At 59.2% G+C, this 16,011-nt stretch carries 12 protein-coding genes; all 12 read right to left on the reverse strand.

The genetic code is table 11. From position 1 onward, the window contains the following. Nucleotide 1: 1 nt before the first annotated feature. Entirely contained in the window at nucleotides 2-985 is a 984-nt protein-coding gene (locus ACREYQ_RS12545) for a glycosyltransferase family 4 protein (protein WP_432257915.1), read from the reverse strand. Then, nucleotides 982-2,034, reverse strand: coding sequence for a glycosyltransferase family 4 protein (locus tag ACREYQ_RS12550; protein WP_432257916.1), 1,053 nt, complete (start codon nucleotides 2,032-2,034; stop codon nucleotides 982-984). Before ACREYQ_RS12550 ends, ACREYQ_RS12545 begins: the two co-directional genes overlap by 4 nt. Continuing rightward, nucleotides 2,031-4,574 (reverse strand): glycosyltransferase family 4 protein, encoded by a 2,544-nt coding sequence (locus tag ACREYQ_RS12555; protein ID WP_432257917.1) that lies wholly within the window; start codon nucleotides 4,572-4,574, stop codon nucleotides 2,031-2,033. The genes ACREYQ_RS12550 and ACREYQ_RS12555 overlap by 4 nt, the downstream gene beginning before the upstream one ends. A 6-nt stretch (nucleotides 4,575-4,580) precedes the next feature. Then, entirely contained in the window at nucleotides 4,581-6,749 is a 2,169-nt protein-coding gene (locus tag ACREYQ_RS12560; protein ID WP_432257918.1) for a glycosyltransferase family 2 protein, read from the reverse strand. Beyond that, a complete protein-coding gene (locus ACREYQ_RS12565; RefSeq protein WP_432260408.1) occupies nucleotides 6,746-7,720 on the reverse strand; it encodes a glycosyltransferase family 4 protein in 975 nt (324 codons plus the stop codon). Before ACREYQ_RS12565 ends, ACREYQ_RS12560 begins: the two co-directional genes overlap by 4 nt. A 41-nt stretch (nucleotides 7,721-7,761) precedes the next feature. Beyond that, the gene (locus ACREYQ_RS12570) at nucleotides 7,762-9,015 is read right to left on the reverse strand and encodes a glycosyltransferase (RefSeq protein WP_432260409.1); all 1,254 of its coding nucleotides are present in this window, start codon (nucleotides 9,013-9,015) and stop codon (nucleotides 7,762-7,764) included. A gap of 5 nt (nucleotides 9,016-9,020) precedes the next feature. Further along, entirely contained in the window at nucleotides 9,021-10,139 is a 1,119-nt protein-coding gene (locus tag ACREYQ_RS12575) for a glycosyltransferase (protein ID WP_432260410.1), read from the reverse strand. 85 nt (nucleotides 10,140-10,224) lie between these two features. After that, nucleotides 10,225-11,349 (reverse strand): non-hydrolyzing UDP-N-acetylglucosamine 2-epimerase, encoded by a 1,125-nt coding sequence (gene wecB / locus ACREYQ_RS12580; RefSeq protein WP_432257919.1) that lies wholly within the window; start codon nucleotides 11,347-11,349, stop codon nucleotides 10,225-10,227. After that, entirely contained in the window at nucleotides 11,346-12,911 is a 1,566-nt protein-coding gene (locus ACREYQ_RS12585; protein WP_432257920.1) for a polysaccharide deacetylase, read from the reverse strand. The genes wecB and ACREYQ_RS12585 overlap by 4 nt, the downstream gene beginning before the upstream one ends. Next, nucleotides 12,908-14,287: a phenylacetate--CoA ligase family protein gene (locus ACREYQ_RS12590; RefSeq protein WP_432257921.1), complete on the reverse strand. Its 1,380-nt coding sequence runs from the start codon at nucleotides 14,285-14,287 to the stop codon at nucleotides 12,908-12,910. Before ACREYQ_RS12590 ends, ACREYQ_RS12585 begins: the two co-directional genes overlap by 4 nt. A gap of 141 nt (nucleotides 14,288-14,428) precedes the next feature. Then, entirely contained in the window at nucleotides 14,429-15,187 is a 759-nt protein-coding gene (locus ACREYQ_RS12595) for an ABC transporter ATP-binding protein (RefSeq protein WP_432260411.1), read from the reverse strand. A 1-nt stretch (nucleotide 15,188) separates the two neighbouring features. After that, entirely contained in the window at nucleotides 15,189-16,010 is an 822-nt protein-coding gene (locus ACREYQ_RS12600; RefSeq protein ID WP_432260412.1) for an ABC transporter permease, read from the reverse strand. Between the last annotated feature and the right edge of the window lies 1 nt (nucleotide 16,011).

Genomic DNA, 16,011 nt, shown 5'->3' on the forward strand with positions numbered 1-16,011 from the left:
GTCAGATATCCTCTTTTTCCAGCAGCTCGGCAAGCTGGCGCCCGATCACCTCTGCGGAGTGCCGGTTCACCGTGCGTTCGTATGTTGCCTGGATCTTGCGCTCCCGATCGGCATCCACGAGACTCGCCCTGATCGTGGTCGCCAGCGCCTCAGCGGAGTCCGGCGGCGCATACCAGACATCACCGCCAAAGTGCTCCCGTTGCCAAGGACCATCTTCCATGATCATCGGCTTCTTCATGATCGCGCCTTCCAGGCTGGACCGCCCGGGCGGGTCGCTGCTAACCTCTACCATCACGCTGCAGTTGTCGATGATCGACCGAAGCAACGCACTGCACGGCTGCACAAACGGCAGGAATACGATGCGGCCGTGCGCTTCCTCCACGCATTGCCGGTTGTACGCGTCGTCGCGAGCACCGCCGACAAACACACCATCCATGCCCAACATGTTCAGGGCGCGAATAAGTCGCAGCTGGTTCTTGATCGGCTCGATCAAACCAAGACAAAGCGCGTAGTCGCTCGCCCCGCACACCGCAGAGGCCAAGTCCTTGTCAACCGGTGAGAGAAAGCGCTGGGACACGCAGGCCGGGACGACCTCCGCCTTGCCGTCAGGCAAGTTCACGTAACGACTGAAGTTCTGCAACTCAGACTCGGATTTGAACAGCAGCATCTGCACCATGCCGCTGATGCCCTCTATCCGGTCGACTTCTGATTGCGACGGCGGCTCGTTCCACCAGACATTCGGCCACAGGAAAATTGGCTTGTTTCGGTGCCGGGCCTCACGGATCATCGCATCGCCATCGGCGTGAACCGAGAAATGCATGATTCCGTCATAGAAGCTGAATGGGCGGCTGCCGATGCCATAGATATCCGCGTGGACACCTGATGCGTTGAGGATCTCCGCCACCTGCACCATTTCCGACTCGCCACCGCCGCTGGTGGTGAAAGCCGTGCTGTAAGTGGTAAGCAAGAACTTCATGCCGTTCATTTGCGACTTCCCTCCATGGCAAAGGCCAGCACTTCCGCCCAGTGCGCATCCGATGCCCTGTCCAGCACACCCAATGCGCGCGAAACGCGCGCCGCGCGGTCAACTGAGGACCCATCCAGGTGCCGGGCGACGCCAGCGGCCCACTCGCCAGCAGTCGCGTCCGGCGCGTAGACGTCCCCAGGATCGCACAGCTCCTCGGCAGCCGTACCACCCCGGACAAGCGCAGGCATGCCCCTGAACATCGCTTCAAGCACCGGCACGCAGAAGCCCTCGTGACGGCTCATGACCAAAATGGCTTCGCTGTCCTCGAAGCAATCGAGCAGGTCTTCGTCATCGAGCACCCCTTTGAAATCCAGATACTCCAGAATACCCAGCGCACGGGCACGATTGATCAGGAAACGCAAATACTCGTGGTTGGGCGTACTGCCGACGATCGACAGCGATACCCCAACGTTACTGTACCGGAGGACTTGCAGGACCTCCAGCGCGTCTTCGATCCGCTTGTGCGGCACCACGCGCCCTACCATCAGCAGGTTCGGACGGCCGTTCGATCGGGTGCGCGGGCGCCTGCGTTCGAAGCCCGGCAAGTCGGCGAACACCGGCGGTATGACATGCACCGGTTGATTGTCCACGGCCTGTGCCAGGCTGCTTGCTGTGAAGTGCGAGTTTGCCACGAGCACGTCGAATCCAACGAGGCGTGGCAACTGCCGGATTGCCTCCGAGCAAAGTTCGGCCGTGCGCGGCTCGAACTCCTGAAGCAGCTCAGGATCCGTGACACCATGAAAATAGCAAAGCTTGCGATTCGGCAGCGCCAGAAGCATGTCGAGCTGCGAATCGACAATGGAATAGCTCACCAGCAGTAGATCCTCGGGACCGATCTCGTCAAACAATGCATCAACCGGGTGGATGTCCGCGACGCCGATATCGAAATTGCGCGCATACAACCGCACCTCCCAGCCAGAGCGCTGCGCGCTGCGCGCAATGCCGAGGCAATGATTGCCAACGGCGTCGCCGGCGAAAATGTCGATAGCGCAGATCATCAGCCTCATTGCGGACTTCCGGGTACTGCACCTGCCGCGACGATGTCTTTCAAGCGCGCCTCGTAAATGCGTGCGACCGCAGCAAGCGAGTAACAGTCTTTGATGCGTTCTTGACCAGCGGCCGCAATGCGCGCGCGCTCCTCGGGAATTTCATAAAGCCGGCGAAGCTGTTGAGCGGCAATCGACACGTCTGGATCACACCAGTACTGGCCTTCATTGAACAGATACTCGCCAGCACGCAACGGAACGAGTTCTCCATCCACAAGGTACGACGTCTGCGGGTCGCAGAAGTCGACATTGCCGGAGAAATTGGTCGCTACGACAGGTTGGCCCAGACCCATGGCTTCGGCGATCACGCGCCCAAAGCCTTCGCTGCGGTGTAGCGAGATGTATGCATCACAAGCGGCCATGAAATCGACCGAGTCCTGTCGGCTCATGTGTTCGGACACGATCTGAATACGTGGATCCACTTCCGCCATCCGTAGAACACCTTGCCAGGTCGGATCGGAGTCGCGCACGTTCATTGCCTTGATAACAAGGCCGACCGGCTCGTTGTCCGAGCCGAATGCCTTCTGAAAAGCCTGCACGCCTGCTATTGGGTTCTTGCGGCTGAGCCAGGAGTTACCGTCAAACATCAGATAGAACAGGAAGCGATCTTCAGCCATTCCAAAGCGCTGACGATCCGGGTTCACTGGCTTTGGGATCTCAACGGCCATCGGCATATGGACTACACGCGAGTGGCCAAGACGCGTATAGACCGTCTCGACGAAACGGCTCTGTGCCCAGATCTCATCTACGAAGCCATGCACCTGACCGAATGCCTGGGGCCAATGGGGCAGCTCCCACGGCCATGCGCCAATTTTGTACGTATTGGAATCGATGATCCGGCGGCCGCCCTCGAGCGCAAGGCGGATCATCTCCGGTGGCGGCAGGCAGAACAGGGTTACGCCGTAACGCAGATCGACACTGAGCAGGTGATCGACAGAATGGTCGCGCTTTTCCGGCCCCACCATTGGCGCATTGACTAGCACCACCGGGACCGACAACCGCTCGAATACGTGCGCCGCGGTTCGTGCGTCCTCCCCTAATCCAAGTGAGCCCTGAGGGAATCCAACAATGTTGACGCCAAAAGGTGGTGCACCGAGGCGCTGCGTAGCCGTTCCTACATATTGATCGCGCTGGATATCGAACTGAACAACGGCGCCAGCCAATGCGTTGTACTCCCCCCGTCCGTTACTCTGCCACCAACGCACAAGTCCGCACACACTCTCCTTGTCGCTTAGGTCGAAAACTGCTCGTAGATCCGAGCGCTCCAGCCACAGCGCGTAGAGGAACCTTGGCAATGGTGTAGGGAGGCCCTCTGCTCGATATGGCTCTAGCAGCTGCTCCCATTGCCCGCCCTCCGACCATTCGAGCATCGGATATTCATTGTGGCCGTGGCTGTTCCACCATTCGCAGCATGCCAACTGCCCACTTACCGTATCTGTATGCATCGCGCTTCGCAAATCGGCACGCAGATCAGACAGGACACTAAGGAAACGCGGCAACCTCAAGACGGCCATCGCGTCGTTAACCACGGCGTTCAGATAGTCCCAAAGGGGCGTTGTACTCCAGGCCAGTTTCGAATACTCATGCCGCCCATGACGCTCCCACCAGTTCGCACATTCGAACAGGCCCGTAACGGAGTCAATCCTCATCGAAATCGGGAGGTCCGTACGCTCGGCCAACAGAGTTTCGAGAAAAAGGGGTAGCCGCAGCCCGGTCTGTGCGTCGATGCGCTCGATCTCATTCATCCCGGTCCAAATGGCTGCAGTGGACCAACTGAGACGAGGATACTCTTGCTTACCATGCCGCTCCCACCAGTCCACGCATGCGAACATTCCGAGCAGCGTGTTCGTCGTAAGTACGGGCTCGAGGTCTGGCCGTTCGGCCAGAAGCATTGGGAGAAATCGAGGTGCAGGCATCCCCAGCGCCATCGGAGCACCGGCGGGCTCATTCAGGTGTCGCCATATCGCAGTCGAGGTCCAATTGAGGCGCGAGTACTCTTCGCGTCCGTGCGATTCCCACCAATTCATCGCCGCAAGTTGACCGGCGAGTGTAGACAGGTCCAACGTGCGGCGCAGGTCCGGTCTGCTGTTGATGATCAGGTCCAGAAAGCGCGGGAATTCCTCCATGCCGCTACCGGCAATGGGGCGCCGCTCGCTCAGTGCACGAATCAGGGGTTCGGGATCTAGAACATCCGGCGCCGAGCTGCGCAGCCATAGCGCTACGCATTCCGGAAATTCTGCTATCAGCGTCTTGCTATCGAACTGATGTAGAAATGCCACATCCTGTTCGCGGAGTTCCCAATCGAAGTCCGGATAGTCTTTTCGGCCGAGGGCCTTCCACCAGAAATACAGCACCATCCGCCCACGAACGGTGCGGCTTTCGAAGTGCGCCAAATCAGCCCGGAACTTAATCAGGAAATAGATCGCGCTGGGTAACGCGAAGGGTGCACTTTCGAGGGGGTGCCGGTATTCGGCAAGCCAACCGGTAATATTCGACTTCATGCTCGTTCAATGCGAACCGGAGACACGCGAATACATGGCAATCGCGAAGTCTTCCGAATCCAGAGTAAGATTGGGGGAGTAGCAGCGGTCATTTAAGAGCTTCTCACCCCAACGAGATTTGACGAAGGCAATCTCGCGGTCAAAGCGCGCCTTCTTCTCGGGCGTATCCTCATATCCGCGCGACGCCGATTCGTGATGATAAAGCTCGGCATACGGCGTCCACACGTTGCGATAGCCCGCCCGCTGCACACGCAAGCAGAAGTCGACATCATTGAAGGCGACTTCCAACTGCTCGTCGAGACCGCCAATCTCCTTGTAGATCGATGCGCGAATCAGCAGGCAGGCGGCCGTCACGGCGCTCATGTCGCTGCGCAGCAGCGTCCGATAGAAATAGCCTGGGGCGTGGCGCGGCGAATGCTTGTGCGAGTGCCCGGCTACGCCTCCCAGACCGACGATCACGCCGGCGTGCTGAACCGTATCATCGGGATAGAGCAGCTTGGCACCCACCGCACCGACCTTGTCCTGAACCGCCAATGACACCATCTCGGTAAGCCAATCCGGGTCAATGACTTCGATGTCATTGTTCATCAGACAGATGAATTCGGCCTCGCTCGCCAATGCCACGCGGTTATTGATCCTCGAATAGTTAAAGGGGGATTCGTCACGCGAAACGCGGATGTGTGCGTCGCTGGCATAGGACGCAAACAGGTCGAATGTCGACTGTTCGGTCGAGCCATTGTCGATGATCGTGATCATATAGTTCTCGTACGTGGTTTTCTCACGGATCGAATCGATACACTGGCGCACGAGAACTGCCGCGTCGCGCGTCGGGATGATGATCTCCACACGGGGCAGATCTTCCGGCAGGGAATAGACAACCTTGTTGAATCCGCTCGCGCGCGGCGCGGGCTCTACCGTGCCCGACACGCCAATGCGCACGAGGTGCTCGCCGATCGCGCGCTGCGCCGCTGTGGAAGCATAGGGCTTGGCCTCGTGGCTCGACGCGGTGCTCTGTGGAATCAGTCTCCAGTGATACAAAACCCTGGGCACATGGTGCACGGCTTCCATGCCGTAGGCATCCATCACGCGCAACGCGAGGTCATAGTCCTGCGCACCCTCAAAGCCTACGCGAAATCCTCCCAATTCACGCAACGCGGCAGCCTTGTAGACGGAGAAGTGGCAGATCATATTCTGGCTCAGGAAGAGCGCATAGTTGAGATCGCACTTGAAGTAAGGCTCCGAGCGGACACCTTCCACGGAAATCTTGTCCTCGTCGCTGTAGATCAGCACGGCATCCCGCCTTGCGTTGATTGCTTCGACCATATGGAACAGTGCGAGTGGATGTAGCTCGTCGTCGTGATCCAGCAGGCCGACATACTCGCCCGTCGCCATCTCGAGTGCGGTATTGCTCGCCGCACTGATGTGACCGTTGGTCTCGCGATAAGTCACCTTGATGCGCGGATCGCGTGCGGCATAGGCGTCGAGCATTGCGCGAACATGCGGCTCGGCCGAACAGTCGTCCGCGACGCAAAGCTCCCAGCGATCGTAGACCTGCGCGACGACGGACTCGATGGCCTTCTGGAGCCATTGCGCCGGCGTGTTGTAGGTCGGCATCGCAATGCTGATCAGCGGCTGCTGCGCCCAACGCGCAGCGCATTCACGATAGCGCGGGTAGTTCGCCGGCGACGGCTCGTTGTTCTCGATCCACTGGTCGTAGCTCAGAGCAACCTGATCTCCTGCCCAGCCCGAACCATTGCCAATATTCTTATCCGTCACAACTATGCGCCGCGAGTCGGGGCCGGCCTGATCGACACCGCTGACAATCTCGATACGCAGATCAAGCACCGAGAACAAGCCCGGATGCGAAACGGCATCGAATCGCAAACCACCCAGCGACGCCGGGAAAACGATCTCCTGATCTACAAAACCATCAGGATCGACATTGAAATAGATAGCACCGTGCTCCGACAGGCCCGCACCGACATCAACATAGAGCACGCAGGGCGAACGGCGCAGATGCTTGGTGGCAAGCCTGAATGAGAACCGTACAACCTGCTCTCGCATCTGCTCCCAGCCCTCTATCAGGAATTGAGGATCCCCGGAGATTGCCTGCCACTGGAACGCGGCTTCCGTGGCGGCCTCGACGTTCCTGAATGCTTTCAGTTGGATTTTCATTTCGTAATCACAGAGCTATAGATTGTCGCCATGGGTTCAAGCACAGCTGGCCAGCGAAAGTCCCGCGTCGGGGTATGCTGACTGGATCCAATTGAACCACCGATGGCGGCCAGGATTGCACGAACGATACTTTGGGTATCGGCCGGATCCAGATAGGCCGCGTCGTCGCCGAAATACTCACAGGTAGACCCAACTTGGGTAACAGCAATGCGGCAGTTGGCTGCGTAGGCCTCGAGAGCTGCGAGGCCGGGCGTTTCAAGCGTACTGGGCAGGCAGAATATTTCACAGGCCGCATAGGCCGAGCGCAACAGCAGGGAATCATGTGGGAGGGGGCCCAGATAGGCCACCTGGTTGCCGCCCTCCTCCAGGCATTGGCGCGCGTAGGCCGGATCGCGCTGGTGGCCAATCAGAACGAGCTTACGATCGGGGAAAGCTTTCATCGCCCGCACCAGCGAAAGCTGGTTCTTGCGCGGTTCCATATTCCCGACATTGAGCACAAAGGCGCTGCCGATGTCGAAATGTTCGCGGAACAGTTGAGGCGAAACCGCCTCATAGAACATCGGCTCTACACCGTTGAGCACCGAGACGAAGCGTTCGCGGGGCTGATCGAATACTCGCGCGAGCGTGTCGCATTCAATCTCGGAGTTCGCAATGACACGATCGGCCAGCGAAAACTGGTGTGCGATCTCGGCCATCGGATACAGGTGTGCGGTCTCTTCGGTAACCCACAAGCTGGACGACACGACCAGCGGCAAGCCCAGTTGCCGGACAAAATTGCAGTAATGGACGGACCCGCCCACACACGAAAAGAAATGAACCAGTTCGTGATCGAGGAAGCGTGGATTCCAAGGGTCAAACAACGTGACGTCGATACCGAAGCGCGGAAGATTGCGTTGGTACGCCAGCAACTGGATTTCCCCACCACCAGGGGTGTGGAATGCCATTGGATAGGTCGAAAATAGTGCCTTCATTCGTATCGCGGTCAGGCTTGCCGATTGTTCGGCATTGCGGGTCAACATGCGCCCTCCGCCCCGCGTTCTTCATCGGTGAACCTGTGCGCAACGTAACGCGTCTGCGCGACCTTCCGGTATAGATCGTCATAAGCCTTGCCAAGCGCCGTGCCCGAAAACAAGCGCAAATATCGTTCGCGCGCGGCCTCGCCCATCCTTGCGGCAAGTGCCGAATCAGCCAGCAACTGGCGCAGCGCCGCGGCCAATTCAACAGGCGCCTCCGGCGGAACCACAAGACCGGTCACACCGTGCTCGTTCACGAACGATGTGCCACTACCTATTTCACAGCAAACCATCGGTTTTCCGAACATCGCGGCTTCGACCAGTACCATGCCGAATGCCTCTGATCGGAGTTGCGACGGCAGCACAAGTGCACGGCAGCGGCGTAATAGTGCGATCTTCTCCGCGTCGGAAACCTGACCGGCAAATACAACCCGCTCAGCGTGATGCTGCACAGCCAGCGCCCTCAGGCGTTCCATCTCAGGGCCGGATCCTGCGATCACAATCCTTGCCGGCACATCGCGTGCGGCTTCGATCAGCGTGTGCAGTCCCTTGTAGTAGCGAAGCACGCCCAGCGCCAAGAAAACCGGGGCGCCGGCGCAATCATCATCTAGTCCAAAGCGCGCAAGTAACGCCGCGTCGTTCGATGTCGGCGTCGCACTAGCGTAGTCCCCGATACCAAGCGGAATCGCATGCAGCAGCCCCTTTTTCACCATCGCCCCGAGCACCGGGCTCGTGCGTGCATATGTGGGGGAAGTCGCAACGACCGCATCCATCGAGTCGAGCATTCGCCGCATTAGCGGCCTGTATAGCATCCCCAGATACCGCTGGCGGACGATATCCGAATGATAGGTCATCACCGCCGGCTTGTTTCTTCGGCCGAGCATGCGCAGCACGTCGCCGAACGGCCAGGGGAAATGAAAGTGAAGCACATCAGCCCAACGCTCGAGCGCGCGAAAGCGGAGCAGGGAGTGGGGCCCACCGAGATCGCAGGAAGCAGGTGCCGCCCACGACCTGGTACGAACCACCTGCGCCTCAGGCAAGCTCACCACTTTGGGATCCGGTGTCGGCGACAGGGTGAAAATTCGCGATTCGATTCCCCGTTCCGAGCAGGACAGCGCGATTTGCCGGATAGCCTCCTGAAGGCCGCCCGGAGGATCCGGAAAGTAAGTGCGATAGATGTGCAGCACGCGAAGCGGCCTTGCAGCTGTGCCACCAGCGCCAGCACGTCCATGGGGAAAAGCAGGCGTGAGCATGCGGTTCATGCGTGACCCTCCATACTGCGTACCGTTTCGAGCATCTTGATGGTACGGGCGTCCCAGGTATTGTCGCCGACGAAATGACATGACTCATCGCGGCTCAACCTGCCACGCGCGAGCTGATTTTCAATTGCCACGATAAAGCTGTCGGCATCGGCGCCGACTTCGAGGCCTTCCAAACGTGCCTCGGTAAATGCGAGGGGCGTCGAAACGACTGGCAGGCCGGCCGCAAGGTACTCGAAAAACTTCATCGGGAACATGGACTTCGTGTAGTCGTTAATCAGTGACGGCAGCAAACCAACTTGCATGGCGCGAAGGTAGTCCGGCAACCGCGCATAGCTGCGGTAACCCAGAAAATGCACATTGGCCAGTTGCGCAAGTTCCGCGACCAACTCACTACGCTGGCCCTCACGTTCCTCCCCGATGAAGACCCACTGCCAGTCAGACCGAGCGCGCGCTGCCGCAAGAAGCAGACTGAAATCAACCTTGAAGTCAGATAGCACGCCGTGGTAGACGATGCGCGGCTCGGGAATCTCAATCAGCTCTGCTGGCAACTGCCCTGGTTCGAGCGCCCTGCCGAAATGTTGAGCGTCCACAACGTTGGCAAGAAAGTGCGTGTTCGGATTGAACGGCTCACATCGTTCCTTTAGCGACATTGCTGTGGCGAACACCACATCGCAACCGGCCAGCAGGCGACGCTCCGCGGTGCTGAATGCGTCCACATCGACGCCGGGAATTGCAGCCAGGTCATCAACGCAATGGTAGACGAGCGCTCCACGTTGCAGCCCGCCAACGGCATCCATCATGAATGGGTGATATGTCCAGACCAGCGGCTTGCGAAAGCCGAGCACGCTCGCGAAGCGCCCGATGCCAATGCTCAGCAATGCCTGATTGAAGCGGCGAACCAGCGGCCAGTGATGGAGCGCAGGCACCACTAATGGCGAAAACACCCATATATTGCTATCGCGCCTAGGTGCACCGACCAATATTGACTGCACGCCTCGCCAGAGCCGGCGCCAGAGGCGACCCCAGTCGCGCTGGCTCGCCATGCGCGGCGCACGGAGCCCAACGCTCTCCACATAGAGAACGCGCCAGCCCATACGCGCAAAAACGCGCGCCATGTGCTGCTTGTTGGTCCAGTATGGCTCGTCCCAATCGGCCGTCGAGAACAGCACGCAATCGCCAACGGCGCCGGACGTTTGATGGCTACCCAAGGAACGCCTCCATTGGTTGTCCAGTCAGGCTCGCCACGATCCGTTCCGCGGCGCGGCCATCGCCGTAGGGATTGCTTCTGCCCGCCAGTGCCGCCCGGCGCGCGGGCTCTTCGAGCCAGCGAATCACTTCCTGCTCAATGCTGATATCGGACCGCCCGGCCAATGTGGCATAGCCAGCATCGATGCCTTCCATTCGCTCGGTTGCGTCGCGCATGACAACTGTAGGCACGCCAAACGTGGGGGCCTCCTCCTGGATCCCGCCAGAATCGCTGACAACCAGCACACTTCGGCTGATCAGATAGAGGCTGGTCGGATAGTCTACCGGATCAAGCAGTATGAGATTCGCAATGCCCGACAGCTCTTCGAGCACCGGCTTCCGGACCTTTGGGTTCAAGTGGACCGGGAACACCCACTGATGATCCGAATACCGTGCGCAGAGCCGTCTGAGCATCCGGCAGATAGCAAGCAACACCTCGCCATGATTCTCCCGACGATGGCAGGTCACGAGAACCTGGGGTGCTCCGCCCTCCAGCGCGACAAGCTCCGCCGGAACAAACGGCGGTGCTACGCTCCAACTCCGGCGCACTGCGTTAATGGCATCAACAACCGTATTGCCGGTCACGACAATCGCGTCGTCGCGAACACCTTCGCTGAGAAGGCTCGCGCGTGCGCGCGCAGTCGGCGCGAAATGCCGCGTGGCAATACGGCCAAGCAGACTCCGGTTCGCCTCCTCTGGAAACGGGCTCGCAAGGTCGCCGGTGCGCAGGCCTGCCTCCACGTGCCCGACATTGATCCCTCGATGGAAAGCTGCCAAGCCTGCGCACAGCGCCGTAGTCGTGTCCCCTTGCACGAGCACCCAATCTGGCCGCTCTTCCTCCAATGCCGTGTCGAACTGCGCAATCAGACGCGCAGTCAGCGCATTCAGTGACTGGCCTGGAACCATCGCGTCGTACCGCAAGTCTGGCTTGAGCGAAAAAAACGACATGGCGTGCTCGAGCATCTCGCGATGCTGGCCGCTGCTACAAACAACAATATCAACCAGCGGACGCAGAGCCGTAATCACCGGAGCGAGCTTGATGACTTCCGGGCGCGTGCCCATGACGACCATGACCTTCATGGCAAGCACAACTCCTTTGATACCGGCAAGCGATGGCCCTTGTATTCGACCGCGAGCCCGAGATCGCCGACACGTAACGGTGCCGCCGCGATGCCGTAGCCATCGTCTCCAGCGATGACCTGCGTCAACGACTTGGCGCGCAGGAAGTCCATGGCGATATCCTCATTCATGAAGAGCGGCTTATCGGTCGTCTGGCGAATATAGGCAACTAGCGCGCGATGCGCGTCGATCCGACTCTGCTCATCCTGCCAGCCATAGGCGTAGCGCTCGGAGAACGGGTGATCGAGGTAGCCGAACAGTGTGCGTGCTTCCCTGGCAATATCAAATGCTTGCTTGAAGATCGCCAGCGGATCGCCTTCCGCCAGCATGCATTCGCCATGCAGCATGCACTGCTGGCTATGCCCGATGAAGCCGACTGGTAGCCCGGCTAGTTCGCCCCCGCGCGCGAGAACGAATTCGGGATCATTGCGGATGATGCCCCCGATGCAACCTTGGTAGCCTACATCCGCCAGCGCATGGAGCGCATAGCCGGGTGACTGATGGAACGGCGAAACGGCGTAGCGCACATGGCATCCTGTTGCCTCACGGATGCGGATGACGGACTGCGAGCCTTCCTGCAAAGCGGCCTCGTAACTGCCACCCCAATTAGGCGCATGAGTAGCTGTGTGCGACAGGAGCGCACCGCCTTGGGCGAGCAACTCATTAAGCAGCGGAGTATTGCGGGGATCGGCCAGATTGCTCGTGTGGACTGCCAGGCTGAACGGCACATTCATGTCCCGATAGGCATCCCGCAATGGGCGCGCGGATTCCACGTCCTCGTCGCAATCCAGCCGCGATGTGATCGCAGCATCATAGCCCCAAGGTATCTCGCTCAGAACTGGTTGGCATGGCAACCTCTCCGCGCGATGGTTCGCGAGGAACGCCTCAACAATCCGCCATTCGAATGAATCGCAAGGCCCAACCGGACGGTTGAACCACAACACGCTCGCGTCGGCCAACTCCCCCAGTGCCGCATACGAACCGGCACGAACGCCGTCGACAGTGACAGCGGCAATTTCATCAGCAGCTGTGTCCATCGCGCGAGAGACAGCCCAGGGCGAACCATCGGCCCGGATTGCGCCGAAGCCAAGGTTATTCCACTCGTCGGTGAAATCGAATCGCTCGAAGGCCCTTTCCCATTGCGCCCCGCCCAATATTGCGGCGCGCTCGCTATAGGCCACAACTGCAGAGCTGGCGCACCAGGCACGACTCGGTGCCGCCTTGCTGCGGCAAGCCTCGGGGAGCGACTCCAGCCATTCAACGGATGTCCAGCCGAGCCTGTCCGCCAATACAGGCGGAACCGTGCCGAAGAGGATCAGCTTCCGGCTCCCGCCGCGCAGCCAGCCGACCAGCAAGTCCCCCCAGGAATCGGGCAAATCGACAGCAGCGAGTATCGGATAACTGGCATCGAGTGCGCCGTGCCCAGCCAGCGCGACTTGCGCACGGCTGACCGATCGGCGCAGTGCCGCAGCAACAAGCCGGCCCGCTGTACTCGACGGTTGCGCGAACAATACGCCGATCATGCTGTCACCACATGCCTGAACTTTGCGCGGCGCCCCACACGCACGAAGTCCTCGTGACCAACGTAGGCAATATCGAATCCCGACGGCCAGAATGTCTTGAGCTTCTGGCGAGTCTCGTCGGGATTAGCCCACGGTTCGAGCACCAGCCTCAGCGTCGGTGGCATCGTGCGCAGGTCGATCTGGAACTCCTGAATTCCGCCGACTCGATGATCAAGAATGTCCTGAATATGATGGGTGGGGTAGTCGACGCCATTGATCGGGACGACATCGTGAATACGGCCCGTGATATTGGTCAGGACGAACGCATCCGGACGCTCTTCAACAGTTGCAAGGTCACCGGTGGCATAACGGATCAACGGCATGAGCTTGTTACGGAAACCGGTGAAAACGAGCTCATGCGCGCCATCGACGTTGTCGGAAAGCGGCCGACTCTCGGGCCAGCCTTCCGACTCGAGGACCTGCAAGCCCTTTCCGGAACCGTTCAATTCATAAGCCATCACGCCCAGTTCGGCCAGTCCGTAACGATCCACCACGCGGCAACGCAATGCCGACGCAATTAGTTCGCGCGCCTTTGGCTCGAGCAGTTCACCGCTCGACTCGAACACGTCAAATGTTTTGCCGCCGCCATACCGACGTTGAACATAGACGGCCAGCGCATGGATCGTCGACGGATGCGCGTGAACGAGATAGGGCTTGCGCCGCTTCAGCGTCGTCCAGATTTCCTCGAGGCCGACGTCATCGATACGATCGAAAAAGATATTGCTGCGGTTCATCGCGAAGCATTTGAAGTCTTCGCGCGACGGCCATTGCGGAACTGGATCGTTGGGGAAACGGCACGCAAAGTGCAGCTCCGAACGATGGCGCAACTTGCCGATCGCCTGGCGGGCGAAATACGTCACAGCCGAGGAATGGTCTGCAGCGGGCTGGTCGTAGAAGATTGTGCACGACAGACCGGTGGAACCACCAGTCTTGCAAGCGTGATGACGAAGGTCCTCAAGCGGCCTTGAGAGCAACCGGTTACCCTGTTCGCGGATGATGTCCTTCGTCAGGTAGGGGAGTACTTCGAGCTGGCGCGCATCAGTGACTTTATCGGGATCGAACGAAAGCGCCCGGAACAGGTCTCCGTAATACGGCACCGTTGAGCCAGCAAAGCGCAGGATATCGCGCAACCGCTGGAAGGCTATGGCGCGACGTTGCGGGAACGGTAACTTGTAATGGTGGCGGAGCTCCGCAACCTTGGCGGTCACATTGCGTCGCTCCATACGGTGTGCAATCGGATAGGCAATATAGCCACCTACGATGCCTTTAACCAGCCTCAACGGCTGCTGTGCGAAAAAAGTCTCGCCGTACTGGAGCAAAGGATGATCAGCTCGCATCTCGGTTCAATTGGGGCTTCCAACTCGCTGCTGGCGGCTGGCATATGCCGGTGGCCGCAATCGGTCATGTCTTTCAACTTTTCTATTCCGCGGTCAGCAACATCGCCACGGGTTCGCCGGTCCCGGCCATTCGTCTGTACGTCAGACAGCCTCCCGCAGCTTCACTTCTACCTCAGGGGAAACAATTGGGGTGTCGGATACGATCCTGCCGTGCTGCATCTCGATCCGCCGAGTGCAAATCCGCTGCACCATGTTCGGGTCATGTGAGGCAACGACGAGGATCGATGCATTGTCAACCAGCGCCGCGAGCCGCCTCTCAGCCTTTTCGGCAAAGGCAGCATCACCGACACTCAACCATTCGTCCATGATCAAGATATCAGCCTCGACACTCGTCGAGATAGCGAACGCCAGGCGCAACATCATGCCGCTCGAATACGTCCGCACCGGCAAGTTCAGGTATTCGTCTAACTCGCTGAAATCAGCAATCTCATCGATCTTGCTGCGGATCTTTGCGGGCTTCAGGCCATCAAGAATGCCGCGAAGATAAATGTTCTCGAAGCCTGTCGCATCAGGGTCAAGCCCCATCGACACATCGAGCAGCGAGGCTATCTTGCCCCGCGTTTCCAGCACACCGCTCACGGGCGCGTAGACCCCAGACAGTGTGCGCAACAGCGTGGTCTTGCCAGAACCATTGTGGCCGACCAAAGCGATCCGCTCGCCGTCGCCAAAGCGGAAACTCAGCTGATCCAGCGCTGTCACTACCGCGTGATTGCCCGCGTCCCGGCCAATCCGGCCTCCGGTCGTCAGGTTCAACACGGTCTTCTTGAGTGAACGATGCGAGTTTTCGTAGATGGGAAACGAAACCGAGATTTCCCGGGCACTGATATATGAACTCACGATGTCAAAGCCAGTAAGGAACACGGTTGCGATAGCGGCGCATCAGCAACTGTGCGATCGCAAAACCAAACACCAGCAGACCGATTGACCATGCCCACGACTCCCAATGGACAGGCCGCCCGGTGATCGGTGCACGAACCGTTTCGATCAGGTGGTACAGCGGGTTGTACTCCGCCACCCAGCTGCGCTCTTTCAGGATCTCCGGTGACCACATCACCGGCGTGAAGAAAAACACCACCTGGATCAAGTTGCCGACAATCGGCGGAATGTCGCGGAACCGCGCACACAGGACACCGAGCGCAACACCAAACCAGATGCCGTGTAGAAGCAACAGCGCGAGAGCCAGCGGCACCAAAAGGAATTCCCAAGTCGGCCAGTGACCAAACGCGATCAGCACGATCACCACTACTGGCAAGCTATGCAGCAAGATCGCGAAATTGCGCCAGGCGATCCGGCAGACATGAATTGTCAACGGAATCCGAACTTGTTTAATCAGGTATGCCGCTCCTATGAATGACAAGCAGCCTTCGTTGGCGACGGCACCTATGAACTGCCAGACCACTAGTCCAACGGCTAAGTACGGGAGGTAGTCGCGGATTTCCTGGTGCAGCAGCGTTGAATACAGCGCCCCGAGAACGACGACCATGATCGCTGTGCTCAGCGTAAACCAGAATGGCCCGATGACCGAGCGTCGATACCGCTGCTTGATGTCATGCCAGCCTAGGGTTCCCCAGATCTGCGCCGAGCGAATGCCGACGATCAGGTCGTCGTTCCCGGCATGCTCCGCGAGATATTTCTCCGAGCGTCCTGCTGCTGCAATATCCATA

The sequence above is a fragment of the Cupriavidus sp. TMH.W2 genome (assembly GCF_050847365.1).
Lineage (GTDB): Bacteria > Pseudomonadota > Gammaproteobacteria > Burkholderiales > Burkholderiaceae > Cupriavidus.